Origin of the sequence: Thalassovita sp. (assembly GCF_965218685.1) — a bacterium.
In the GTDB taxonomy this organism is placed as follows: domain Bacteria; phylum Pseudomonadota; class Alphaproteobacteria; order Rhodobacterales; family Rhodobacteraceae; genus Thalassobius.
In genome coordinates this window covers 577,726-602,960 of record NZ_OZ244657.1, presented here as the reverse complement: position 1 = coordinate 602,960, position 25,235 = coordinate 577,726, and the positions used below count along the sequence as shown (strand labels likewise).

General features: G+C 60.2%; 22 protein-coding genes. 16 read left to right on the top strand and 6 right to left on the bottom strand.

Annotated elements, in window-relative coordinates:
• Nucleotides 1-5 precede the first annotated feature (5 nt).
• The 5 genes from ACOQOQ_RS03205 (at nucleotide 6) to ACOQOQ_RS03185 (ending at nucleotide 5,300) form a co-directional block, all read left to right on the top strand.
• A complete protein-coding gene (locus ACOQOQ_RS03205) occupies nucleotides 6-1,136 on the top strand; it encodes an FAD-binding protein (RefSeq protein WP_420569725.1) in 1,131 nt (376 codons plus the stop codon).
• On the top strand, nucleotides 1,136-2,458 hold the full coding sequence (gene glcF / locus ACOQOQ_RS03200; protein ID WP_420568698.1) for a glycolate oxidase subunit GlcF: 1,323 nt from the start codon (nucleotides 1,136-1,138) through the stop codon (nucleotides 2,456-2,458). Before ACOQOQ_RS03205 ends, glcF begins: the two co-directional genes overlap by 1 nt.
• A gap of 62 nt (nucleotides 2,459-2,520) precedes the next feature.
• Nucleotides 2,521-3,351, top strand: a complete 831-nt coding sequence (locus tag ACOQOQ_RS03195) for a trypsin-like serine peptidase (RefSeq protein ID WP_420568697.1) — start codon at nucleotides 2,521-2,523, stop codon at nucleotides 3,349-3,351.
• A gap of 129 nt (nucleotides 3,352-3,480) precedes the next feature.
• On the top strand, nucleotides 3,481-3,948 hold the full coding sequence (locus ACOQOQ_RS03190; protein ID WP_420568696.1) for an Hsp20 family protein: 468 nt from the start codon (nucleotides 3,481-3,483) through the stop codon (nucleotides 3,946-3,948).
• Nucleotides 3,949-4,088: 140 nt separating this feature from the next.
• Complete coding sequence (locus tag ACOQOQ_RS03185) at nucleotides 4,089-5,300, top strand: PLP-dependent aminotransferase family protein (RefSeq protein WP_420568695.1); 1,212 nt, start codon at nucleotides 4,089-4,091, stop codon at nucleotides 5,298-5,300.
• A 54-nt stretch (nucleotides 5,301-5,354) separates the two neighbouring features.
• Here ACOQOQ_RS03185 and ACOQOQ_RS03180 read toward each other — a convergent pair whose 3' ends face one another.
• Nucleotides 5,355-7,535 carry an esterase-like activity of phytase family protein gene (locus ACOQOQ_RS03180; protein WP_420568694.1) on the bottom strand — a complete coding sequence of 727 codons (2,181 nt, stop codon included), beginning with the start codon at nucleotides 7,533-7,535 and terminating at the stop codon, nucleotides 5,355-5,357.
• Nucleotides 7,536-7,690: 155 nt separating this feature from the next.
• On the opposite strand from ACOQOQ_RS03180, the gene ACOQOQ_RS03175 reads away from it, so the two are divergent.
• A complete protein-coding gene (locus tag ACOQOQ_RS03175) occupies nucleotides 7,691-8,098 on the top strand; it encodes a globin domain-containing protein (RefSeq protein ID WP_420568693.1) in 408 nt (135 codons plus the stop codon).
• Between the two features lie 11 nt (nucleotides 8,099-8,109).
• Here ACOQOQ_RS03175 and ACOQOQ_RS03170 read toward each other — a convergent pair whose 3' ends face one another.
• Nucleotides 8,110-9,591, bottom strand: a complete 1,482-nt coding sequence (locus ACOQOQ_RS03170; protein ID WP_420568692.1) for an NAD-dependent succinate-semialdehyde dehydrogenase — start codon at nucleotides 9,589-9,591, stop codon at nucleotides 8,110-8,112.
• Between the two features lie 98 nt (nucleotides 9,592-9,689).
• Here ACOQOQ_RS03170 and ACOQOQ_RS03165 point away from each other — a divergent pair, with 98 nt between their 5' ends.
• A complete protein-coding gene (locus tag ACOQOQ_RS03165; RefSeq protein ID WP_420568691.1) occupies nucleotides 9,690-10,493 on the top strand; it encodes an alpha/beta hydrolase in 804 nt (267 codons plus the stop codon).
• Between the two features lie 164 nt (nucleotides 10,494-10,657).
• On the opposite strand, the gene ACOQOQ_RS03160 is transcribed toward ACOQOQ_RS03165, so the two are convergent.
• Nucleotides 10,658-11,659 carry a P1 family peptidase gene (locus ACOQOQ_RS03160; RefSeq protein ID WP_420568690.1) on the bottom strand — a complete coding sequence of 334 codons (1,002 nt, stop codon included), beginning with the start codon at nucleotides 11,657-11,659 and terminating at the stop codon, nucleotides 10,658-10,660.
• A 173-nt stretch (nucleotides 11,660-11,832) separates the two neighbouring features.
• On the opposite strand from ACOQOQ_RS03160, the gene ACOQOQ_RS03155 reads away from it, so the two are divergent.
• The 8 genes from ACOQOQ_RS03155 to ACOQOQ_RS03120 all read left to right on the top strand — a co-directional run bounded on the left by ACOQOQ_RS03155 (nucleotide 11,833) and on the right by ACOQOQ_RS03120 (nucleotide 20,621).
• Entirely contained in the window at nucleotides 11,833-13,041 is a 1,209-nt protein-coding gene (locus tag ACOQOQ_RS03155; protein ID WP_420568689.1) for an aminopeptidase P family protein, read from the top strand.
• Between the two features lie 183 nt (nucleotides 13,042-13,224).
• Nucleotides 13,225-14,301 (top strand): hypothetical protein, encoded by a 1,077-nt coding sequence (locus ACOQOQ_RS03150; RefSeq protein WP_420568688.1) that lies wholly within the window; start codon nucleotides 13,225-13,227, stop codon nucleotides 14,299-14,301.
• Nucleotides 14,302-15,429 carry a hypothetical protein gene (locus ACOQOQ_RS03145; protein WP_420568687.1) on the top strand — a complete coding sequence of 376 codons (1,128 nt, stop codon included), beginning with the start codon at nucleotides 14,302-14,304 and terminating at the stop codon, nucleotides 15,427-15,429.
• A gap of 96 nt (nucleotides 15,430-15,525) precedes the next feature.
• On the top strand, nucleotides 15,526-17,463 hold the full coding sequence (locus ACOQOQ_RS03140; protein WP_420568686.1) for an ATP-binding protein: 1,938 nt from the start codon (nucleotides 15,526-15,528) through the stop codon (nucleotides 17,461-17,463).
• Nucleotides 17,460-18,266: a hypothetical protein gene (locus tag ACOQOQ_RS03135; protein ID WP_420568685.1), complete on the top strand. Its 807-nt coding sequence runs from the start codon at nucleotides 17,460-17,462 to the stop codon at nucleotides 18,264-18,266. The genes ACOQOQ_RS03140 and ACOQOQ_RS03135 overlap by 4 nt, the downstream gene beginning before the upstream one ends.
• A complete protein-coding gene (locus tag ACOQOQ_RS03130) occupies nucleotides 18,263-19,675 on the top strand; it encodes a DUF6638 family protein (protein ID WP_420568684.1) in 1,413 nt (470 codons plus the stop codon). The genes ACOQOQ_RS03135 and ACOQOQ_RS03130 overlap by 4 nt, the downstream gene beginning before the upstream one ends.
• An 18-nt stretch (nucleotides 19,676-19,693) precedes the next feature.
• Nucleotides 19,694-19,960, top strand: coding sequence for a hypothetical protein (locus ACOQOQ_RS03125; RefSeq protein ID WP_420568683.1), 267 nt, complete (start codon nucleotides 19,694-19,696; stop codon nucleotides 19,958-19,960).
• Between the two features lie 13 nt (nucleotides 19,961-19,973).
• Nucleotides 19,974-20,621 carry a DUF1523 family protein gene (locus ACOQOQ_RS03120; RefSeq protein ID WP_420569724.1) on the top strand — a complete coding sequence of 216 codons (648 nt, stop codon included), beginning with the start codon at nucleotides 19,974-19,976 and terminating at the stop codon, nucleotides 20,619-20,621.
• Nucleotides 20,622-20,647: 26 nt separating this feature from the next.
• Here the strand turns inward: ACOQOQ_RS03120 and ACOQOQ_RS03115 are convergent, their stop codons facing one another.
• The 3 genes from ACOQOQ_RS03115 to ACOQOQ_RS03105 form a co-directional block, all read right to left on the bottom strand.
• Complete coding sequence (locus ACOQOQ_RS03115) at nucleotides 20,648-21,712, bottom strand: acetate/propionate family kinase (RefSeq protein ID WP_420568682.1); 1,065 nt, start codon at nucleotides 21,710-21,712, stop codon at nucleotides 20,648-20,650.
• On the bottom strand, nucleotides 21,709-22,659 hold the full coding sequence (locus ACOQOQ_RS03110; RefSeq protein ID WP_420568681.1) for a phosphate acyltransferase: 951 nt from the start codon (nucleotides 22,657-22,659) through the stop codon (nucleotides 21,709-21,711). The genes ACOQOQ_RS03115 and ACOQOQ_RS03110 overlap by 4 nt, the downstream gene beginning before the upstream one ends.
• Before the next feature lie 101 nt (nucleotides 22,660-22,760).
• A complete protein-coding gene (locus ACOQOQ_RS03105) occupies nucleotides 22,761-24,218 on the bottom strand; it encodes a PLP-dependent aminotransferase family protein (RefSeq protein WP_420568680.1) in 1,458 nt (485 codons plus the stop codon).
• A gap of 96 nt (nucleotides 24,219-24,314) precedes the next feature.
• Between ACOQOQ_RS03105 and ACOQOQ_RS03100 the strand changes: the two genes are divergently transcribed.
• Entirely contained in the window at nucleotides 24,315-25,199 is an 885-nt protein-coding gene (locus ACOQOQ_RS03100) for a ketopantoate reductase family protein (RefSeq protein ID WP_420568679.1), read from the top strand.
• Nucleotides 25,200-25,235 lie beyond the last annotated feature (36 nt).

The following is a 25,235-nucleotide window of genomic DNA, read 5'->3' as shown; positions in this document are numbered from 1 at the left end:
AAATGATGAAACCTGAAACCGAAACGGCCTTGGCCGCGATGATCAAGGGGGCGGATGCTCCGGTGCGGATCGTAGGGGGCGGCACCCGCCCGATTGGGGCCGTCAGCGGCCAAGTGCTGAGCACAACCGGCCTGTCCGGCATTAGCCTGTACGAACCCGGCGCGTTGACCATCGTCGCTGGTGCCGGAACGCCCCTGTCCACGCTGAACGAGGCTCTTGCCGAGGGCAACCAGCGCCTGGCGTTCGAACCGATGGACCATCGCGGCCTACTGGGCACCACCGGAGAGCCGACGATCGGAGGTGTGGTCGCGGCCAATGTCTCGGGTCCGCGCCGCATTCAGGCGGGCGCCTGCCGAGATGCCCTGCTGGGGGTACGCTTTGTCGATGGCTCCGGGCGCGTGTTGAAAAACGGTGGCCGGGTGATGAAGAACGTCACCGGCTATGATCTGGTCAAGCTGATGGCCGGCAGCTGGGGCACTTTGGGTGTGCTGACCGAGGTCTCGCTGAAGGTGCTGCCGGTTCCCGAGGCCGTCGGCGTGGTCTTGATCGAGGGGCTGAGCGACCGCGACGCTGTTCGCGCCCTTTCGATGGCGCTGGGATCCCCGTTTGACGTGACAGGGGCGGCGCATACCCCGCGCGGGATTGATGGCGCGCCGGTGACGATGATCCGTATCGAGGGGTTTGCGGATTCAGTCGCCTACCGCGCCGAGCAGCAGCAATCCTTGCTGGCCGAATTCGGACCCAGTACGGTCGAAACTGATCCCGCACGCACCTCGGCGGGTTGGAAATGGATCCGCGATGTCGAAGCGTTCCATGGGCAGCCGGGGGATGTTTGGCGGTTCTCGGTCAAGCCCTCGGACGGGCCTGAACTGACCGAGCGACTGGCGCAGCAGTGGCCAGAGGCGCAAGTTCTGTATGACTGGGGCGGTGGCTTGGTCTGGGCCTTGCTGCCCGAAGGTGCAGATGCGCGCGCGCCGGGCTTGCATGGGCATGCGACCCTGATCCGTGCCAGCGCCGAAACCTTTGCGCGGGTCCCGGCCTTTCACCCAGAACCTGCCCCCCTGGCCGCGATCAGCGCCGGGCTGCGGGCGAAATTCGATCCAAACGGCATTCTGAATCCGGGGATGATGGGCTGATGCAAACACATTTCACCGAAGCGCAATTGCAAGATCCCGGCACCGAGCGGGCCAATGAAATCCTGCGGGCCTGCGTGCATTGCGGGTTTTGCACGGCCACCTGCCCAACTTACCAGGTGCTGGGGGACGAACTGGACAGCCCTCGGGGGCGTATCTACCTGATCAAGGATATGTTGGAAAACGAACGGGTGCCGGACGCCAAGACGGTCAAGCATATTGATCGTTGCCTGTCCTGTCTGGCCTGCATGACGACCTGTCCCAGCGGCGTGCATTACATGCATCTGGTCGATCACGCGCGCGCCTATATCGAAAAAACTTACAAACGTCCCTTCAGTGATCGCGCCCTGCGCTGGATTCTGTCGCGGATTCTGCCCTATCCGGGTCGGTTCCGGCTGGCTCTGCTGGGGGCCAAGATCGGGCGCCCCTTTGCCTTTCTGATGCCCGATGCCCGGCTAAAGGCGATGCTGCAGATGGCGCCCAAAAGCATCCCTCCGGTCAGTCGCAACGACGATCCGCAGGTTTTTGCGCCTCAGGCGCCGCGCGTCAAACGCGTTGCGCTGATGACGGGCTGTGCGCAAAAGGCGCTGAACACCGATATCAACGACGCCACCATCCGTCTGCTGCAGCGGCTGGGCTGTGAGGTGGTAATTGCGCAAGGCGCAGGCTGTTGCGGCGCGCTGACCCATCACATGGGGCGCGAGGACGAAAGCCATGCCACGGCCGCCAAGAACATTCGCGCCTGGACGGCCGAGATGGACGCGGGCGGGCTGGATGCGATCGTAATCAACACCTCGGGCTGCGGAACGACGGTGAAGGATTACGGGCATATGTTCCGCAATGATCCTCTGGCCGCCGATGCCGCGCGCGTGTCGGGCATCGCCATGGATATATCCGAGCTGTTGATGCAACTGGACCTGCCTGAATTGCCCGACCAGAAGCTGACCATCGGCTATCACGCGGCTTGTTCGCTGCAACACGGGCAGAAGGTGAAAACTTTCCCCAAGGATCTGCTGAAACGAGCGGGTTTCAAGGTGGCCGAACCTGCCGATAGCCATCTGTGTTGCGGCAGTGCGGGGACTTATAATCTGATGCAGCCCGAAATTTCGGCTCAATTGAAAGAGCGCAAGGTGCGGACGCTGGAAGCCATCCAGCCTGATATCATCGCAGCGGGGAACATTGGCTGCATGGTTCAGATCGGCTCGGGAACCGAGGTGCCGGTGGTGCATACGGTCGAGCTGTTGGATTGGGCGACGGGTGGTCCGGTGCCGCCCTCGCTGAACGGTCAGGCCAAGCGCAATGACGGGGTGCCAATTCTGCGCTAACGCCGCAATTTCGCCCAATCCATCCGGTACGACCTTAAACTGTAGTGGAAACAGAGGTCCTCATGCGACGCGCGATTCTGGCGATAGTGGCATTTTGTGCAATGGTAACAGCGGCTTGGGCTGATGATTCGCCCTTGCGCCGCTTGAACACCATGGATGACAGTCGCGGCTGGGAGGCCGTAGGGCGGCTGGAATTGGGTGGCTCGGGGTTTTGCACAGGTGCGTTGATCGCTCCAAATTTGGTGCTGACAGCCGCGCATTGCCTGTTTGACCCAGCCACGAAAAAGCGGGTTGATTTCGGCTCGATCGAGTTCTTGGCCGGGCTGCGCGACGGCCGCGCCGAGGCCTATCGCAGGGTGCGCCGCGTGGTGATCCACCCCTCGTACCGCTATGACGGACAGGCCACGGCTGAGCGTGTGCGCAATGACCTGGCCTTGCTGGAGCTGCTCAGACCGGTGCAGTCTACCTCGATCACCCCCTTTAAAACCGGCCTGCAGTTGCGCAAAGGCGAGAGCGTCGGCGTTGTCAGCTATGCCATGGACCGGGCCAAGGCGCCCTCGTTCCAGGAAAGCTGCGGCGTGATGCATCGGCAAAAAGGCGTTGTGGTCCTAAGCTGCGACGTGAATTTCGGTTCGTCCGGCGCGCCAGTTTTCCGCATTCAGAACGGCGAGGCACAGATCGTTTCGGTCGTGTCGGCCAAGGCGGATCTGGACGGAACCCAGGTGGCACTGGGCGCCCAGTTGGACGGTGCGGTCGAGCTGCTGAAAACCCAACTGGCCAGCGGTATCGGGGTCACCGAGGACTTCATGCCCCGCATCAAGGGGGCCACGCCGGTAACCGGCCGTCTGCAAAGCCAGCGCAGCGTGGGCGGTGCAAAATTCGTCAAACCCTGACGGCCCCTTGAAACCTCTTTTTCGCATCCCCAGATGAATTGCACAGGGACGCCGAATGTCGGGTCCCTGACATCTGCCTGTCCAATTTCGGAAGGCGACATTCTGGTATTGCTCAAGAGAGGATCACCCATGCGTAGCTTTGACCTTGCCCCCCTGCACCGTGCCACCGTTGGCTTTGACCAACTGGCTGATATGATGGACCGCGTGTTCACCAATGACGTGGCACAGCCCAGCTATCCCCCTTACAACATTGAAAAAACTGACGAGAACGCCTATCGCATCTCGATCGCTGTTGCCGGTTTCACTGCCGATGATCTGTCCGTCGAGGTGAAGGAAAACGCGCTGGTCGTGTCGGCGCGTAAAGCTGATGAGCCCGATACTCGCACCTATCTGCATCGTGGCATCGCGACCCGCGCGTTCGAGCGTCGGTTTACCCTTGCCGACCACGTGAAAGTCACCGGTGCAGCCCATGCGGACGGTATGCTGCATATCGACCTGGTGCGCGAAATGCCCGAGGCGCTGAAGCCCCGCCAGATCGAGATTGCCACCGGTGTCTCCGCGCAAAAGGACGTAGTGGACGCCAAAGCGGTGAACTAATTCCCGCGAGACCCTGATCATGCGGCCCGTCTTGCCTTGCGCAAGGCGGGCCTTTTCGTGCTGATCACAAATTATGTCAGCTATATTGACTTAATTTCCCGACTCGGTGATGTTGCGCAACAAAGTTGCAGGAGTCGGTTATGAATTTGTCAGATATTTTTGCCAGTCGTATTCAGGGGATGAAGGCCTCGGAAATTCGCGAGCTGCTGAAGCTGCTGGATCAGCCTGACATCATCTCGTTTGCGGGGGGTATCCCTGATCCCGCGTTGTTCCCGGTCCAAGCGTTTCAGGACGCGATGGCCGACGCCCTGTCGAACGGCAATCACGCCGCCAGCCTGCAGTATTCTACCTCCGAGGGGTATCTGCCCTTGCGCGAATGGATTGCGGGGGAAATGGCGCGGCTGGGCGTGCCCTGCAATGCCGAAAATATCCTGATCACCAGCGGATCGCAGCAGGCGTTGGACTATCTGGGCAAACTGTTCCTGTCGCCGGGGGATACGGCTTTGGTCGGTTGGCCCACCTATCTGGGCGCGCTAGGGGCGTTCAACGCCTATGAGCCGCGGTTTGACCGGTTGCAGCCGGGCGGGAATCGCTCGGCTCAGGATTACGCGCAGGCGGCTGCGCCGGGGCGGGTGAAATTCGCCTATCTGTCGGTGGATTTCGCAAATCCCACTGGGGTAACCCTGACCCGGCCCGAGCGCGAAAACGTGCTGGATATGGCCGCCGCCATGGACTGCGCGGTGATCGAGGACGCGGCCTATCAATCGCTGCGCTACGACGGGGCCGCGATTCCGCCGATTCTGGCGCTGGAATGCGCGCGGACGGGGGATATCAACGCCTGCCGCACGATCTATTGCGGGTCGTTTTCTAAAACCCTGTCGCCAGGGTTGCGGATCGGTTGGGTTTGTGCGGCCAAACCGGTGATTGATCAGCTGGTCCTGCTGAAACAAGCCGGAGATCTGCACACGCCAACTCTGAACCAGATGGCCATTGCCGAGGTCGCAATGGGTGATTTCGAGGGGCATCTAGAGCGCATCCGGGCCTCGTATCGGGCGCGGCGCGACCGGATGCTTGCAGCGTTAGAGCAGCACATGCCCAAGGGCGTTGAATGGACCCGACCCGAGGGCGGTATGTTCGTCTGGTTGACCCTGCCCAAGGGGATGGACGGCGCAAAACTGCTGGCAGATGCGCTGAAGTCCGAGAAAGTGGCCTTCGTGCCGGGTGGGGCGTTCTTCGCCGATGGATCGGGGCAGAACAGCCTGCGCCTGAACTTCTCTAGTTCTTCGCAGCAGCAGATCGACGTGGGGATCGCCCGATTGGGGCGGGTTCTGACGGGCGCACTGCGCGCATAGAAAAACCGCGCGACCCGGTGGGGACGCGCGGCTGATTTTCTTGAAAGGCTGCGCTTAGAACGCGGCGTCGACCTTGCCGATCGAGAAGAACATGGTCTCGCCCGAGTGGTCATCCACACCGTCGTTGTCGGTGGACACGAAGGCGGTGCCGTCTTCCAGGATCGCCAGGCCTTCAACCTTGTCCAGCACGTAGCCGCCGGTCGATTTCAGGTCGGGCAGCAGGTCGCGGACCAGCTCTTTGGAGACCACCGGCAGATCACCACCCAGCGGGGCAGGAACCATTTCGGCGGCGGGGATGCGGTAGACCTTCTTGGTCACTGCGCGGTGGTCATGCTGGTTGTCACGCTCGATGACATAGACATGATCGCCATGAGCAGTGATTTCCGACAGGCCAACCCAACCGGTGGCAGGCTCGGCCTTTTCGTACAGAACGGCGCCCCATTCCTTGGTTTCCAGGTTGTAGGCTACCAGTTTGACGTGGTTTTTAGGATCGTCCTTCCATTCACGCTGAACGGCCATCCACAGGGTGTCGCCGATCTTGGTGATGCCTTCGAAGCCAAAGCGTTTTTCAACGGCGGCCAGCTCGGCGGGGATGCCGATTTCACCCTTCAGGTTCTTGATCTTGCCCTTGGCATTGACATGGTAGATCGCATGAGGGATCAGGCGCTCGGTGCGGCCTTCGGATGCGACGTAGAAGCCGCCCTTACCGTCCAGAGTGATGCCTTCCAGATCAAGCTTCTGAGCCGGACCCGAGGTGCGCTCGACGCGGATGACGTCTACGATGGTGGCGGGGGTGGTCTTGGTGTCGATCTTGAAGATCGAAGGCTGGAAGCCGTAGAAGCTGTCGTTCACAGCCCAGACGATCCCGTCCTTGTCGGCAACCATGCCCGAGATCGCACCCCAGCCGGTCAGCTCATCCATACCTTTGCTGGTCAGATGCGGGTACACGGCCGGCGCGTCCTGCATTTCAAACAGCATGACGTGGGCGCGGGCGCCGCCGTCTTCGATCAGGTCTTTTTCGTTGGCCGAGACCAGCAGGTTACGGCTGGGGATCACGGCATAGCCTTCAGGGCCAACGCCCGAGGGCAGCAGCTGTTTCAACACCGGCGCGGCGGGGTTGGTGACGTCATAGACACCAACGACCGAAGCGCGCTCGGCGCCCACGAACACATAGGGCGTGTCGCCGAACACACCAAAGGTGACCGACTCGGGCTCAACACCCTTGCTGTCCGAACGCTTGTCCGGGTAGTGGCCGATCTGGATGATCGCTTTTTCAAAGTCGGTGCCGTTTTCGTAAACAACGGTGCCGTCCTTGTTGAAGATGGTCCAGCCGCGCGAGCCGCCTTTGTAGTCACCTTCGTTGGCGGTGGCGAACATGTCATCGCTGATCCAGGTCACGGCGTCAGGCTCGCGCAGGCGGCCTTTTTGAGACTCGGTAAAGATCAGGGCGCCACGTTCGTCGGTGGCGTCGATGCCTTCCAGATCCACGCTGCCAGCCGAGAAATGGTTCAGCACTTCGCCGTCTTTCGACACGATGGCCAGGTGGTTGTTTTCCTGCATGGTCACGACGATCTCGCCCAGAGCGTTGATCGAGACGTATTCAGGCTCGGGGTCGGACCCGGCGACGTCGGCCAGACCGGTCAGATCGGCAAAACGCAGGGTGTCACAGGCCAGGGCGCCGTCTTTCAGGTCAACCAGCGCCAGGGTGCCGGCGGGCATCTGGGGGATGATGCCGTCGTTCAGGTCTTCGTCACGCTCGTTTTCGATGGCAACGGCGATGAACGAGCCATCGGGGGCCTTGGCAACGCTGTCGGGCTGACCGCCCAGATCACAGGCGCCGGTTTCGGTCTTGCTGGCCACGTCGACCGAGATCACCTTGCCCGAAGGAGCCACATAGCTTTCCGAGGTGTTCACGCCGACAAATGCGGTGTTGCCCAGAACGGCCACCGAGGTCGGCTCGCCGCCGACATCCATGTTGCCCAGCGGCTTGGGGTCATGCGCGTCGGTGATGTCGACAAAGCCGATCACTTCCAGCGGGCTGTCGGTGTAAACCAGCGTCTGGCCATCGGCGGTAACGTCGATGATCTCGGGCGAGGTTTCGCGCTTGGTATCCTCACCCTCGGCCATGTTCGACACGACGGGGAAAGAGGCAATGCGGTTGAAGTTCATGTCGGCATGCGCCAGGCCTGCGCTAAGCGCAATGGCCGAGGACACACCCAGAAGACGAGTGATCATGATGAGGTCCTTTGATGACATCAATGTGCAGAATGCCAATGACCGCCGCCGTTAACGCTTATGTGACGATTTCAATGCAGTTTTGTAATTCAAGGGGGCAGATCCGAATTGCCCGGCTGTGTTATTTGTTTGTGCTGATTTTTTAGGAGCTTTTCATGAAAGAACAGACCCTTGATCTCATGCGCCAAAGCTTCCCCGTGGTGTTTCAGCACAAGGCCGAGATTTCGCACCATTTCTACCAGCTATTGTTCCGCGATGCGCCGGAAACGCGCGCGATGTTCAGCACGAATATGGGCGAGCAACGCGAGGTCATGGCCTCGGTGCTGACGGCCTTGGCGAAGACGAGTATCGATCCCAATGCCGTTCAGGAAACCCTTGACCGATTGGCGCGTTCCCACGCAAATCTGGGGCTAACGCCCAGACAATTCGAGGTCGGAGAAGCCGCTTTGCGCAATGCGCTGATCTCGGCGATGACGGGCAAGGTCCCGGACGAGGTTTTGGCGGCATGGTTATTGGCTGTCCGGCGGGTGATCGAAGCGATGCAGGAACCGCCAGACAGCTAGATTTATTGTCCTCAGACCGACATGCAGATGTATTTCATCTCCAGGTAATCTTCTATGCCATGGTGGCTGCCCTCGCGCCCCAGACCGGACTGTTTCACGCCACCAAACGGCGCAACCTCGGTCGAGATTATGCCGGTGTTCACGCCAACGATGCCATACTCCAGCGCTTCGGCCACCTTGTAGACGCGGCTTAGATCCTTGGCATAGAAATACGAGGCCAGGCCAAAGATCGTGTCATTTGCCATGGCAATCACGTCGTCTTCGTCCTTGAATTTGAACAGCGGCGCCAGCGGGCCGAAAGTTTCCTCGGTCGCGACGGCCATGTCCTGTGTTGCGCCGGTCACGATGGTCGGCGGCAGAAAATAGCCGGGGCCCTGAATTGGATCGCCACCACCCAGGATAACCTTGGCGCCTTTGGCGGTCGCGTCGGACACATGCTCTTGTACCTTGGCAATCGCATCAGGTGTGATCAGCGGCCCCAGATCAGTGCCATCTTCCAGGCCATCGCCGACTTTCATTTTCTCGACGGCAATTTTTAGTTTTTCAGCGAAGGCGTCATAGACACCCTCTTGCACATAAATCCGGTTGGCGCAGACGCAGGTCTGGCCGTTGTTCCGGAATTTACACAGGATCGCGCCCTCGACCGCGGCGTCCAGATCGGCGTCGTCGAAAACGATGAACGGCGCGTTGCCGCCCAACTCCATCGAGCATTTCATCACCTGATCAGCGGCTTGGCGCAGCAGGATGCGGCCGACCTCGGTTGAGCCGGTGAAGGTGATTTTTCGCACGGCCGGGTTTTCGCAGAATTCCTTGCCGATCTCGGACGAACGCGATGAGGTCACGACCGAGAAAACGCCCTTGGGGATGCCTGCGCGTTCGGCCAGAACGGCCAGAACAATCGCGGACAGGGGCGTTTCAGCGGCGGGGCGCGCGACAAAAGCGCAACCGGCGGCCAGCGCGGGGCCGGCCTTGCGGGTGATCATCGCGTTGGGGAAGTTCCACGGCGTGATCGAGGCGGCAACCCCGATGGGCTGCTTGATCACGGTGATGCGCTTGTCGCGCTGGTGGCCGGGGATCGTTTCGCCATAGATGCGTTTGGCCTCTTCGCCGAAGAACTCGATAAAGGCGGCGCCATATGCGATTTCACCCTTGGCCTCGGCCAGCGGCTTTCCTTGTTCGGCGGTCAGGATGGTGCCCAGGTCATCCTGGTTTTCCATCATCAGGTCGAACCAGCGGCGCATTACGGCGGCGCGTTCCTTACCGGTCCAGCTTGCCCATTCTTTCTGAGCGGCCTCGGCTTGGGCAATGGCATCGGCGACTTGAGCGCGGCTCAGGTCGGCGACATTCGCGATCACGTCGCCGCGCGCCGGGTTGGTCACGGCGAATGTCTCGCCTCCTTCGCCGTCAATCCAGGCCCCTCCGGCATAGGATTTTTCGACCAGAAGGCTGGGATCTTTCAGTCGCGCTCGCAGATCGGTTTTGGTGTCCAGCATTGGGCTCCCCCTCGTTTTCCTCTGGCACAGGCAAATCACTTGACGCTAGTCTTGTCCAGAGACTGATTGGCTGGAATAAACTTAACAAGTTAAATAAAATGAGTCAAGAAAATCTGGACGACGCTTATGCCAACGCGGCCCATATCCCCGATGCGGATTTATTTCCCTCACGGTGGAATGCGCTGGCCGCTGGCTTTCGGGAAGGCATGACCGAGCAGGGTCAGGCCCAACTGGATCTGCCCTATGGAGACACTCCGCGGCAGAGATTCGATCTGTTTCACCCGGTCGGCACGGCCAAGGGGTTGTTGGTTTTCATCCACGGCGGCTATTGGCTGCGGTTCGACAAATCCGTTTGGTCCGGCTTTGCCGCTGGCGCGGTGCAGGCGGGCTGGGCGGTGGCGATGCCTTCGTATGATCTGTGCCCCACGGTCAGCATTGCGGATATCACGCGGCAGATTGCTCATATGATTCCCGTGGTTGCGGACATGGTGGCTGGCCCCATCATAATCGCCGGTCACTCGGCCGGAGGGCATTTGGCCGCGCGGATGTGTGTGCCGGGCGCGCTGCCCGAAACTGTTGCGCAGCGCGTGGTGCGGGCTTTGCCGATCTCTCCGGTGGCGGATTTGCGACCGCTGCTGCAGACTTCGATGAACGAGGATTTCAAACTGGATATGGCCGCGGCCGAGGCCGAAAGCCCTGTCCTGATGCAGCCCTGGCCGCATATCGAGATTTCAGTTTGGGTCGGCGCCGAGGAACGCCCCGCTTTTCTGGAGCAAGCCACTGCATTGGCCGAAGCCTGGGAATGCGCCTGCATCATTGATCCGGGCAAGCATCATTTTGACGTGATCGACGGGCTGAAGGATGCTGAGAGTCGCCTTATGGCGCTGCTGCTGAAGGATTGATCGGTCGGATCGCGCTGGCGGTCTCGATTCCCCTGACCACCAGCGCGTTGACAAACAGTGTCCGTGAGTGTGTTTCGGCCTGTCGTTCCTGACGTATTCCGGTCTTTATACATGACGTCTGGGGCCGGTAAACCGACCCTGTCCAAAAGGACAGGGTCCGGCCGTTATCCGTGCTTTTGGGCCCAGGTGGGTTGCGTGTCGCCCGGCGAGGCACTGGCGTGGAAAACCGCGCGCGCGATTGCACGGGCCATGACGGTTGCGGCTGCGTGACCCAGGTACAGCGTATCCGCAGGGGCAAAGCCCAAGGGCACCGCGCCGGTTGCCGCAGCAAAGATCAGGTCTCCGTCCATGGGGGTGTGAGACGGGAAAAGCCCGCGCGCGAATCCGTCATGGGCTGCGGTGGCCAGTCGGGTGCATTGCGATTGGGTTAGCTGCGCGTCGGTTGCGACGATCCCGATGGTTGTGTTGGCGTGTGCCGCCAGCTTGGTCGGCGGAATATGCGTGTCGGCATAGGTCTGGGCAACACCGCGGCCCCCGAACTCGTCGTTGATTTCAAATGGGGCGGACCAGAAATGGGGGCCGTCCCCCACCGTGGCAGACCCCAATGCGTTTACAGCCACCAGTGCGCCCACAGTGTGGCCCGAAGGCAGTTTGACCGAGGCAGATCCCAGCCCGCCTTTGAAATTCGCCGTGGTCGCGCCGGCGCCGGCTCCGGTGCTGCCAAGGGCGAAATCCTGCTCTGCATTGGCCAATGCCTCGGCCCCCAGTCGTTTATAGGGGTTTTCGGCCCAGTTCTTGTCGCCGCCGTTGATCAGGTCAAACAGGATCGCGCCGGGAACGATGGGCACCAGTTGATCGCCCACGGCAAAGCCGCGCCCTTGCGCTCGTAAGGCGTCTGCTACCCCCGAGGACGCATCCAACCCAAAGGCCGAACCTCCCGACAGGACCAGCGCGTCCACCTGCTCGACCGTTTTGTCGGGGCCCAGAAGGTCAGTCTCGCGCGTGCCGGGGGCACCGCCCATCACGTGAACCCCAGCGGTAAAGGGCACATCTGCAACCAGCACGGTCGCGCCGGTTTTTACGTGCTCATCCTGCGCGTTGCCGACCCGCAGGCCGGCCACATCGGTGATCAGATTGCGGGCGCCGGGCGTCGGAGTGCTGCTCATGATGTCGAAATTCCTTGGATTGCATCGCAAAACATCTTGCCAGATCGCGCACGATGAGCAAGGACAGGGATAAGGCAAGGCGATGGCGTCGCCACATGACCGCGCGTCATTCGTGCAGCATGGCCCCAAAACCGTCCTGAACGCCGGGACCTTTCTTTCACTAGGAGGGTCGAATGACTTCACGTCCTGAGATGTACCGTTTCCACAATGGCGAAAAGGCCAAACTGCCGTTTGCCGAAACTGAATATGCCGCGCGCCTGTCCGGCCTGCGCGCCATCATGACCGAGACCGGGGTGGATGCTGTTGTGTTCACTTCGATGCACTCGATCGCCTACTACAGCGGGTTCCTGTATTGCGCGTTCGGGCGGCCCTATGGGTTGGTCGTGACGCAGACCGACAATGTGACCATCAGCGCCGGGATTGACGCCGGTCAGCCGTGGCGGCGCTGTTTTGGCGACAACATCACCTATACCGATTGGCAGCGCGACAATTACTGGCGGGCTGTAAGTTCGGTTAGTGGGCAGGGCGTGGTCGTCGGTTACGAGGGCGACCACCTGACGCTGGTTCAGCGCGCCAAGCTGGAGGCGTTCCTGGCGCCCTCGAAGCTCGTGGATATCCATGTGCCAACGATGCGCCAGCGCATGCACAAATCCCCGGCCGAGATCGCTCTGATCCGCGAAGGTGCGCGCGTAGCGGACGTGGGGGGCTATGCCATCCGCGACGCTGTCAAGGCTGGCGTTCGCGAGATTGACGTGGCCATGGCGGGCCGCGACGCGATGGAGCTTGAGATCGCGCGCAGCTTCCCCGACGCTGAATATCGCGATACTTGGGTGTGGTTCCAATCGGGCCTGAATACCGACGGTGCGCATAACCCGGTCACCGGCCGGGTGCTGGAACGCGGCGATATCTTGAGCCTGAACACCTTTCCGATGATCAGCGGCTATTACACTGCGCTGGAACGCACGATGTTCGTCGAAGAAGTCGATCCCGCCAGCCTGAAGATCTGGCAGGCAAACGTGGCCGCCCATGAATACGGGATGAGCCTGTTGAAACCCGGCGCCACCTGCGCCGAGGTCACGCACAAGATCAACGACTTCCTGGAAGAGCGTGACCTGCTGCAATACCGTACGTTCGGGTATGGTCACTCGTTCGGGGTGCTGTCGCATTACTATGGCCGCGAGGCCGGGCTGGAACTGCGCGAAGATATCGACACAGTGCTGGAACCGGGCATGGTCATCTCGATGGAGCCGATGCTGACCATCGCGGACGGTCAACCGGGTGCGGGCGGCTACCGCGAGCACGATATCCTTGTTATCACCGAGGACGGAAACGAGAACATTACCGGCTATCCCTATGGGCCGGAATTCAACGTGGTCGGCTAGGTCCCGACCGCAGCGGGGGCGCTTTGGTGTGCCCCCGTCTGATAACCGCCGCAACGGGCGGGTTTCCCCTTTCCTTTGACGTCTGGGTTTGCAACACTTTCGGTGAAATTTTGGATGCCGGGGGATGTAAATCGGCTTCACATTCCCCATATGAGTGAAAATTATTCTTACTGGGAGAGTGTAATGGCCAATTTCGAGGCTCAGGTGTTGGAATCGCAAAAACAGGTCGCCGAAGCTCAGGCAAAAATCGCCGAGCTGACTGGCCGTATTGAAACCGCCCGCGAAAAAATCAAATCGGGCGACGATGCGATGATCGACATCGAGAATGCGACCCTGGATGACGTGCACGCCCATACCGAGGTGATGAACGCCAACATCGCCGAGCTGATCATGGGGCTGGACGATGTGACGGCCGCGTTTTCCAAGGATTTTGATGAAATGCGGACGAAAACCGGCTGGGAAAGCTTTGTCGGTATCTTTAGCCGCGGCAAATCCGAATCCTTGCGTCAGGAACGACTGCGCACCGCCAATATCGATGACAAACTGCAGGACCTGATTGGCAAGTCGGATGTGATTACCAACCTGCTGGAGGCGCAGCTGAACACGCTGAACGAGCAGAAGGCCAAGGTCGAGGTCAACCTGACCGAAACTTTGGACGAGCGTGAACTCACGGTGCAGGACCTGGAAAACGTCCGCGCCGAAATCCTGGCAATGGACCCCAAGATTATCGAGCTGGAAGGCAAGATTGCCGTCACCACGGATGCCGCCGAGCGCACCAAGCTGGAAACCGAACTGGCTGATCTGAACAAGGCCTATAACGCGCTTGTGCAGGATGAACAGGTCAAGCTGGCTAAATCTCAGACGCTCGAGCGATATATCGAGAAGGGTAAGACCTGGGTGGACAGCTTGCAGAACCAGGCGGCCACGCAGATGGTGCTGATCAACAAGCTGCAGACGGACACCAAGCAGCGGGTGGTGCTGTATGATGCGCTGACCAAATCGTTGAAGACTGCTCAGCAGCAGGACGTCGCGCACCGGATCAATGAAATCGGGGTGCAAACGGACAAAGAGGCTCAGGCCGCAATGGCCGCGATCGGCACGGCGACCAACCAGCGCATGGCCGACATGATGGAAAAACACGAAAGCCACATGGTGTTCGCGCGCGAGGTGCTGGAGGCCAAGGCCAAGGCCGACGAACGCTTTGCCCGCCGGTTCCAGGCGATTGTCGAGAAGCACGACAAGAACCTTTACGGTCAGTAAATGTCAGAAAAGGTCGAAATTCAGGCCGATCACGCCGCGCTGATGGAGACCCGCGCCAGCCGTCGGTATTTCGCCAAGTTCAGCGCCATCACTCAGCACGTCACTGGGGTAATCGCGCAGATGCATGCTCAGGGCAAGATGAGCGCGGACGAGGCGGATATCCTGGCACGCTATCTGGCGGAAATCGGCTACAGCTTCCGTGCTCTTAGCATGAAGTACTTGCTGGTCGGGCGCGATACGGGGCAATTCTTTGGTTCGCTTTCCATCGACACGGTGGACAGTGGTTTTCCGACGTTCAACGAGTTGTTGGTGATGGCCAATGACGCGATGCAAGCGGGGCGGCATTTGGACGGCATGCCCTCGACCGAGGCGTTGAAAAAGCAGATGGTCGAGAAGATCGTGGGCGAGCGCGAAATCCCGACCAAACTGCAATTCGCGCTTTCTCAGCGGTTGTATTACGAGGAACTGGCCAAAGGGCAACTTTTCTGGGCGCGCAATGATCCTCGGGTTATTTGGCAATCGGGGGTCGAGGATCGGCGCCGTTACCTGGTGCATTGGGCGGTCTATGACAGCCAGCTTAATCTGCCCGTGATTTACGTGATGGACCTGGAGGATACGGGTCGCGAAGCCCTGCCCAAGGACGAACGCCGCTGGCCCGAGGTGCAGGCACATCTGATGGGGCAATCCCTGGGCGGTCTGAAACTGGTGACCATCGCCAAGGGCTTTGACGAGCAGTTCAATGATCTGCATCCCAAACGGCTGCGGCGCATCCATCTGGGGCCGATGTACTCGCACACCTATACGCGGCAATCGGGGCCCCTGCGCGAGGTTCTGGCCGAGGCCGGTAGCCCCGAAGGGCAGGATTGGGCGCTGGCCTGGACCATGGAAGAGCTGGAAAGCGAACGCGTCACCGAAGAGAAGGTTGGTTGGTTCAGTACCGCCGAACGCGAGATCTTTGCCTTGGATCCATTCGGTGGGCGTGGCGTGGACACGGGCGCAACGCGCACCGAGCGCAGCATCATCATGCCCGAACGCCCCTATCAGGTGCTGGCGGAAAAGAACCCGCCGGGGTTTGCCAGCGTGCGGAAATATGTCGTGAGCGGTGGCGGTCGGGTCTTGAGTTTTTAACGTCGCCTTCGGCGAGAGTATTTTTTGAGCAAAGAATGGGTGGGGTACAATTGAGGCCCGTTGCCTGATCTGGGTGCCGGTGAGGAGAATTAACGGATGAGTTTGACCAGTGATCTGATGGAACTGCGCGAAGAGGAAATTCAGGCGCATTACGCGGCGGCGCTGACCTTGCTGGAAGGGTTCGATCACACGCCTCGGATTGGTCAGGCGCGGCAAGTTTCGGCGCAGCCCGAACGCTCGCCCGGGATCCCGCGGACGCGGCGGTTTCGGTCTACCACGCCAGGGATGGTGACGCGGTCCACCCAGCGGCCTGAAGGAGTGCGCCTGCTGGAGCGGATCGAGGCTGCAGATGGCGGGGATGCGCTGATTTCACCCCTGCAGGCGACGGTGATGAACAGTTTGCGCCGCAGTTTGGCAATTGCGCTGGCTATGGGGCAGAGCTTTTCCGAACGTACCGGTCTGGACGGGCTGAAACGCGCCAACTTGCAGGGGTCGTTGGCGGCCACTCAGAAACATGATTTCGCCGAGCTGCTGGCCGCCGAGGCGCTGGTGGTGATGCATGTTTTCGCCAATGCCACGGCCTATCTGCTGGCGCCGCATCAGGGCGAGATCTCGGTCGAGGTTGGCCAGCCTGGTGAGGTGCTGACGGATAATGCTCAGCTGGGTTTGCATGGCGTGTTGTGGGAGCTGGATCAGGATATCGCCGCGCATGCCAGTGACGAACCGCATCTGGTGGCCACCGTCGCCGCCTTTGCCGAACAATTGATGGAGCGTGTCGCCCTGCGCGCGCAAGAGGCCCCGCGTCTGGACCCGTTCAACAATTCCAGCTGGCGGGTTGAGGCGGACGATCTGACCATCCAGGGCTTCAGCCCCGCGCGTAAGGCTGCCGGCAGCACGCTGACCATGCAGTTCAAGAAACCGCATCAGGTGGTCGGCAACCATATCGCCAAGTATCAGGCGATGCGCTTGTCCAAGATGCTGATGGCCTATGATTTTGACCGCAAGCTGAACCCCTTTGCCGAATTAGGCGGGTTTATCTTTACCTTTATGGGCGATGGCGCGCCGGGCACGGGGAAAACCACCCTGATCCAGATGATGGCGGGGATGGTGAACGAGTATTGCCAGATCGCGGGCTATCCGTTTCGCTATCAGAACTTTGGCATCGACAATATCGACAGCTATCAGGGTAAATCCGGTCAGAATGCCAAGGCGTTTATTAACAATGTGCTGGACCCCGGCGTGATCGGTTTTGGCACGATTGATGACATTGACCAGATCGCGGGCAAACGCGGGGATCGCCAATCCAGCGCGGGTCAGCAAGAGGTCACCGCCGTGTTCATGGAGGCTTTTGCCGGCGCCAACACCGTCGTGCGTGGCAACTGTACCTTCGGCATGTTCAGCAACTACCCTGAGAACGTGGATGACGCGCTGCGCCAGCGGGCCGGGGCGCGGTTCCTGGTGGACGGGCCGCAAACGCGCGAGGATTACATCGATATTCTGGCGCTCTTGATGGGTAAGAAGCACGACATCCCGCTGGGTGATCACGATCTGTACGCCGCGCAGGAAATCAAACGCGCCGTTGCCCGATCCTTCGAGGCGCACGCCCGCCCGCAAGAGGCAGGGTTGTTAGAGGTCTTTGACCGCGTCCATGGCCAAATCGGTGGGCTGGACACCATCGCCAAGCTGGGCACCTATCTCAAGGCGATCCAGCAGGCGGACCCGCGTTTTACGGGCCGGGCGATCAAGAATATCACCGACGCGGTCAAGGTCCGCGCGATGGATTTCGAACTGCCCGACGAATGGATGGAGCAGCCCGACCTGTTCCTGTTCCAACCCTACGAGCGCAAATCGGCCATGATCGAGGATCTGCGCAAACCGATCACCGTGGACATGGTGATCCAGGAAATCAACCGCTACGCCGATTCAGAATTCCGCTATGCCGACAAATCCGACGAGGTCGCCATTGACAATATGGTCCGCGACTTCGCCCGCACAGAAGAGGCCAAACGCCGGTATCTGGAGGGGAAGGGATGAGCCAAGAGCCGGTAAAATCGCGCAAGGCTATTTGGCGGGAACCGCCATTTCTTGTCGGGGTTGCTCTGACCCTACTGGTTTGCGGTGTTTTCGCTTATTCACTTTGGTGCCTGCCAGTGGTTGATACGGATGGCTCCTACTTCACCAAATGGTCCTATTTAAAAGACGCAGCTCCGAATGAGATTGGGGACACCTTGGCCGGTGTCGCGGGGAGCCTGGCGTTTGTGTGGTTGGTTGTAACGGTTTGGCTGCAGGCCACGGAGCTTCGCGAACAAAGAAACGAGTTTGAAAAGATGGCCGAGGCGCAAGAAAAGCAGGTCGATTTACTTACCTTGCAAGGTAAGATTTTCGAAGATGAACAGCGGCAAAGAGAGGAAGAAAGAGCAAAGCTGCTTTTGAATGAGCGCCTGAAAACTCTTAGGGCTGAATTGGATCGGCTCCAATATCGCTGGACATTTGATGAGATGAACAAATCTAGAGAGAACCGCGGTTGCTCGGTTTGGCCTTTTGGGGCTAGCGGAACGCCAAAGGAGTTGTCCCTAGAAGAAGTACTAGGTCGTTTCTGTAGCTCAATGTCGAGGGGGCTGGAAGAAATTGAAACTGGCTCAAATTATCCTGGGATAAACAGCGCACCCAACCGTGAGAACTGGCAGGGGGTTTGCGACAAATTGAGCGAGATTAGTGGATCAAAAGCCGAACTTTCAGATGCTGATCAGGAGTTTGTTCGAAGAATAAATATCGAAGGCTTGCTGGGTGTTTTTCAGAGATATCTAAATGCAAATATCTGGGAAGGTGATGCATGAAACGCCTCATCGAAAAAGGCCTGATGTTTGGCAACCTGATCCATGTGTCCTCGCCTGCGTTGGTGGAGCGGTACAATCGTGCGCTGACGCATCTGACCGGCAAACAGACCCAGCTGACCGATTTTCATATCGACATCAGCGGCTATTCGCCCGAGGTTGGGGATGAGCTGGGGGATATGCAGTACCTCAATCAGGGGGGGTGCAACCGGCAGTTCATCCTGCTCAGCACTGCGCAGAAATCAGCCCCTTTGCTGAATGCGAAATTCTCGATGTCGCGCAGCATTTTGCGCCAGTTCATCACCGAAAACGAGGCGCAGCTGTTCGCCCTGACCACACAGGACGCAGTTGCCGGAGAGCTGCTGAACTCGGTCTATTCCGTCTCTGACCCGGCGCGCCTGCTGGACATCCGCAAGATCGAGATCGAGGCCGACACGACCTCGGGGACCGTGCGGGATGCCGAAAAACTGGGCCAGATGGTGGACCGGTTCATGGGCGAAGATGACGCCTGGTTCGATGATGTGTTGATCGCCGACATGATCGGGCTGGCGCAGAAAACCGGGGATGTGACACGCAATCCCGTGCGGCTGAAGCAGATGGAATTCCGGCAGGAAAATTTCTGGACGGCGCATTTCGGTGGGGCCTATCTGTTTCGTGACGCGGACAAACCGACGGTCATTGCGCGGGATAAATCTGCGCTGAACGGGTTGGGCGTCGAAAATGTCTATGGTTTCAACGAGCGCAATTGGATCGCCCAGTTCCTGGACCGCAACGGGTTGGTTGAACCCATCGTAAAGGCGCGCGGCATCGACGCGGGCGCGATCTTGCGGCAGAAGATGGATTTCATCGTGGTCGATTCTGCTCAGGATCGTGGAATTGACCTGACTGGTGCCACCCGCCGCGAGATCCGGGCCTTGGCGCGGGCGCATGCGGAGGCGCTGCCCGAAGAGTTTCACGCCCTGCAATCCTTGGTGCGTTGGGCCGAGGACGAGGGCCCCTGGCCACGCATTGTCAGCAATCATCCCGCGTATTTCTATACGATCAGGGCGGCCAATCATCCCGATCGCGACCTGGTGAACATGCTGCTGGCTGAACTGGCGCCCAAGGACGTGCGCCAGTTGTTCATCTGCCACAAGGAACTGTTCTACCGGCTTTATGCGGGCTGGTCCGACACCAAGAAATCCTATGTTGCCGATTTCCTGGAACGCGAATACCAAGCTGACAAAGCCGGCGCCCGTGCAGCTTTGTTTGGGCATGACGCCCCCTTGGCCGAAGAGCGCGCCGAGGATCTGATTGACCAGGTTGGCCCGTGGGGGGCCTTGCGGCAGGCAAAGCCATCAGCTGGGTCAAAGTCGAAAAAGAAGACGTCGAAGAAAAAGAAGCCCAAGGTCAAAGGGCCTTGGGGGGGTTAACCGGAAAGGAGCACACACATGCTGGCATTAGGACGTTTGATCGTCGTGGGCTTCGTGGTTCTGTCGATCATCTATGTGATCGTCTCGGTCTGGTCGCGGCTTACGCGGCGCCGCAAACTGATCCGCGCCTGGGAGGCCGAGGGCCGTCCGGGGGATCGCGACGAATATCTGCGCAAAGGGCTGGATGAGTACGACGATTCCTTCCGCCCCAAGCTGATCTTGCTGGTTTACATCGTGCCGGTGGTGGTGATCACGCTGATCATCTACCTGACGAATTTTCACTAAGGAGGACCGCGTGATGGTCTATGTCAAATGGGCGTTCTGGATCACCTTCTGGGTGATCACGGCGGCGTTCTTTCACTATACCCTGCCGCAGCACGATATCGTGCGGGTGACGGATACCTATGAAAAGCGGATCGACTTTGGTGAAAACTCGATTTTCTGGGCCGCGCCAGACGTGGGCAATGACACCACGACGGTGAACCGCGATGTGTTCTTCATCCAAACCCGGATGGCCAACGATAAAGTCATGGTCTACCGCAACGAGGACACCGGCTGGGGCTGGCCACCCTATTTCAAGTTCGACACCTCGAACCTGCAAGCCGAGGCCGCGGACCTGAAATCGGGCGCTGACGCCCCGCAATGGGTGGCGATCAAGCATTATGGCTGGCGGAACGAGTTCCTGTCGATCTTTCCCAATGCAGTGGGTGCGCGCGCCGTCGCGGGGCCGGACGTGACGATCATTCCTTGGCTGAATATCGTGATCTTGGTGATTTTTGCCGCTGTTGTTTGGGCGATCTGGGTGCGCTGGCGGCGGTTCCGTGCGGCGCGTATCGATCCGGTGATCGAAGACTTGGGCGACAGCCTGGATGCCGCTGGGGACAACCTGGCCGAAAAACGCGGACGTCTTTCGCGCTGGTTGGACAGCTGGAAATCCAAGAAATAAGCAAAGGCCGGGTCAGACCCGGCCTTTCATTTTCCGGCGTTGATCAGGCGCAGGGCATCACGGGCAATCTGTCGTTCTTCGTCGGCGGGGATCACATGCACAGGGATGTCGCCTAAAAAGGACAGGTGACCCATGATCTGTTCCCGCACCGGGGCGGCGTTTTCGCCGATGCCACCGGTAAAGGCCACAGCATCCACCCCGCCCATCGCGACGATGGCCGAGCCCGCCTGCCGTGCCGCCCAATAGCAATAATGATCCACAGCAAAGCGCGCGGTTTCGCTGTCCGAGGCCAGAAGGGCGGCCATGTCATTGGTCCCGCCCAGCCCCTTCAGCCCGCTTTCCTTGTTCAGCAGGCGAGTGGCCTCGTCAAAGCCGTAATCCTCGGCGATGCGCAGCACGGCCATGCCGTCCACCTCGCCGGGGCGGGTGCCCATGACCAGACCGTCCAGCGGCGAATACCCCATCGAATTGGCGACCGAGCGCCCTTCGACGATCGCGCACAAACTAGAGCCGTTGCCAAGGTGCAGCGCCAGCAAGCGGCGGGGCAGGTCGGGGCCCAGATTTTCGACCAAGCTGGCGTAAGAAAGGCCATGGAACCCATAGCGGCGGATCCCCTTGGCACGTTCGCTGGCGGGAATGGCATAGGTGGTGGCAAGCGCGTCATTGCCCGCATGAAAGGCCGTGTCGAAACTGGCGTATTGCGGCAGATCGGGCATCAGCTCGGCCAAGGCGCGGATGGCGGACAAGTTGTGCGGATTATGCAGCGGCGCCAAGGTGTTGAACTGTTCGATCTGCGTCAGGGTTTTGGCGCTCAGATGTACGGGGTCGGTCAGGTCGGCGCCCCCATGTACGATCCGGTGTGCGGCGGCGGTCAGGCCTGTAACCGGATGGCCGTGCGCCTCTAACGTGTCCAGAATGGCACCGAACCCGGCCTTGTGATCAGGGGCGGCAATGGCCTCGGCGCGTTTGCCCAGTTTGATCCGGGCGTCCCCGCCGATCTCGGTGACTTTTCCTTCCAGGATAGAGGTCAGGCCAAGGTCAAACAGCTCGACCTTGATCGAGCTGGAGCCAGCGTTCACAACAAGGATCATTCCGGGGCCCTCGCGGCGATGACGCCCAAGGCTGCCGAGGCGATCCGCGCCGGTGCCGCCTGAGCGCGCGAGGTTAGCAGGATCGGAACCTTGGCGCCCAGCACCAGCCCGGCCGCGCAGCAGCCCATTCCCAGAACCATCAGTTTGAATACGGCGTTGGCGGTGGTGATGTTCGGGCTGAGGATGATGTCTGCATCGCCCGAGACCTGCGAATCGAAGCCTTTGATCCGCGCGGCTTCTTTCGACAGGATCAGATCCATCGCCATTGGTCCGTCGACAATGCAATGGGGCAGGGCGGCCTTGGCCCAAAGGGCGATTTCGCGGGCCTCGACCGAATTGGGCAACGAGGGAATAGGGTCCTCGGTTGCCGACAGAATTCCGACCTTGGGATTGGGGACACCCAGCTGGTGCGCCAGTTTGACCGCGTGCCGCAGGCATTCCTTTCGGGTCTCGACGTCCGGGTCGACGTTCAGCGCGCCATCGGTCATCAGCAATGGCCGGTCCGAGCCTGGGGTGGTGACGTGAAACACATGTCCGCAGCGCGTTCCCGGTGCCCGCAGCCCCGCCGAGCTGGGCAGCAGCCCCTTAAGAAAGGTCGAGGTGTGGATCTGCCCCTTCATGATCGCCTGCGCATCCCCGGCGCGGGCCAGTTCAGCCGCCTTCGAGGCCGCGGCAGCATGGGGGGCGTGGATCAGCGGCAGGCCCGAGATGTCCCACTCGATCTCGTCGGCGACGGCTTTGATCTTGTCGGTGTCACCAATCAGAATGGGATTGGCAAGGCCGGCCTCGGCGGCCTCGCGGATACCGGCCAGGGCGGTAACTGACCCGGCGTTGACCAGGGCCACATCCGGAGTGGGAAGCCCCTTGGCCTGGGTCAACAAACGCTGAGGAGCCTGGGCCGAATAGGGGGACAGGAACGGAAACGGATCACGGGCGGAAACTTGCATCAGACCTCTCTTGAAATGGGCGCGCATGCGAAAACTATGGGGCCAACGTAACAAAGCCATTGCCGCGGGTCAGGCGTATCGTCGCGGCAGTGCGGATTTTATCAGAGTTTGGACAGGGTTTGTGCAATCAGCCTGATCCCTTCGGGTATTCGGGCGGACGAGATCGAGGAATAAGCGAGCCTGAAAAAGTTGCTGGGTGGCTGGGGGCCGTGGAAAAAGTGCTGACCGGCCTCGATCAACACGCTTTGATCCCAAAGGTCGGCAGCCAGTTGGCGAGTATCCACGCCCTCGGGTGCACGCATCCAGATAGACGAGCCTCCGAAAGCGCCGCTGCCTGCGATCTGCAGATTGTGGTCGTGAATGGCTTGTTCCATCACGCGGCGGCGCTCGGCCAGGACGGTACCCATCTTGCGGATTTGCGCATCATAATGGCCAAGTGACAGGAAATAAGCGGCCGTGCGCTGAATGTGGCCGGGCGGATGACGCAGCACGCTGGCGCGCAGGGCGCGGGCTTCGCGGATGAACGCCTCGGAGCCGACCAAATAGCCAAGCCGCAGCCCCGGAAACAGCGATTTCGAGAAGCTGCCGATGTAGATAACCCGGCCGTCTTCATCCAGGCTTTTGAGCGCGGGCGAGGGCGCGGACAAAAAGGACATCTCGAATTCATAGTCGTCCTCGACGATCAGGGCATCCATTTGCCGGGCGCGCTCTAACAGGGCTTGCCGCCGTGCCCGAGGCATGGTCGAGGCGGTGGGGCATTGGTGCGAAGGCGTGGTGAAAATGACGTCGCATTGGGGCACCTGATCTGGCGGCAGGCCTTCTGTATCCACGTCCACGGGAACCATGTGGCAACGGGACTGAGACAGGATGTCCGTCTGCGCCGGATAGCTTGGGTTTTCGACCACGGCGACGCGGCGCTGCGTCAGCAAAACCTGTGCGGCCAGCCAAAGCGCATTCTGCGCCCCCAGCGTCAGAAGCACCTGCGAAGGCTGGGCGATGATCCCGCGGCGCGGCAGTGAATGGCGCAGGATATACTCGATCAGCTGCGGGTCGTCCTGATCATAGTAATCCTTTGTCAGTGCTGTAAAATCCCGTTGGCCAAGGGCGCGCAAGGCACAGGCGCGCCAGTTAGCATGGTCGAACAGTGCCGGGTCCGTCTGGCCATAGATGAACGGGTATTTGAAGCGGTTCCAATCGGGCGGCCGGGTTGGTGTCGCCCCACCCGAGAACCTTTGACCGATGGCGCGAGACCAGTCCACTGCGTCGTCCTTGGTCACATCCGGCGGTGCGTCGGGCGGCTTTGGCGCTGTATCTGACACAAAATAGCCCGAGCGGCCCCGCGCGCTAAGGTAATCCGAGGCCACAAGCTCGGTATAGGCCAGCGTCACCGTGATCCGGCTGACCCCCAGATGCGCCGCCAACTTGCGCGAGGAGGGGAGCTTGTCTCCTCGGATGAAACGACCGGACAGGATGCCTTCGGCCACCATCTGCTGGATCTGCGCCTGCAGTGTGCCCTGCGCTTGCGGGTCCAGGAAAAACATGTCTGCCGAAATTGCCATGGCTCAGCGTAAACTGGACTTAAACCGGGTGCAATCTGGCGTGATCGTGACTTGGCCCGCCAGATGGGCCACAGTGGAGGAAGCTGGAGGACTGATATGAAAATCGCAGTAATGGGCGCAGGGGCCGTCGGGTGTTATTACGGGGCAAAGCTGGCGATGGCCGGGCACGAGGTCACTTTGATCGGGCGCCCTGCTTTGGTCGATGCCGTCAGTGCCAACGGTTTGATCCTGGAAATGGCTGGTCAGCAGCATGTGTGCGCTGTCGCGGCAACTACGGACCTTGCCGCCATAGAAGATGCAGAGATGGTGCTGTTCTGCGTGAAATCCGGGGACACCGCCCAAGTGGGGGCGTCAATTGCCTCCCATCTGCGTTCGAATGTACCTCTGCTGAGTTTGCAGAACGGTATTTCGAACCCTGACACCCTGCACAAGGTCACGAACCACCCGGTTATCGCGGCAGTGGTTTACGTAGCCAGTGGGATGATTGCGCCCGGGGTTGTGCGGCACGAAGGGCGGGGGGATCTGGCCATCGGCGGCGCGGGGGCCGGCGCAGTCGCCGAAATCCTGAACGGCGCTCAAATCCAGACCGAGGTTTCCGAAAATGTCATCGGCCTGCTTTGGAGCAAACTGGTGGTCAACTGCGCCTACAACGCCATCTCGGCAATCGCGCGGCAACCCTACGGCACCTTCGCGCCTCGTCCGGGCATGACGGCGTTAATCGAGGATATCGTGGCCGAGTGTCTGGCGGTAGCCAACGCAGAAGGCATTGATGTTCCGCCTGCGACGATGGACACGGTTCGTGGGGTCCCTGAATGGATGCCGCAGCAATATTCATCGACGGCCCAGGACATCATGCGCGCCCGCCCCACCGAGATCGACTTTCTGAACGGAGAGATCGTCCGCCGCGCGGCCAAGCATGGCATCGACGTTCCGATCAACCGCACGCTGACCTTGCTGACCAAGTTGCTGGAACCCGAGTGAAACCTGTTGCACGAAGCGTCGGCTCGATATAACTAA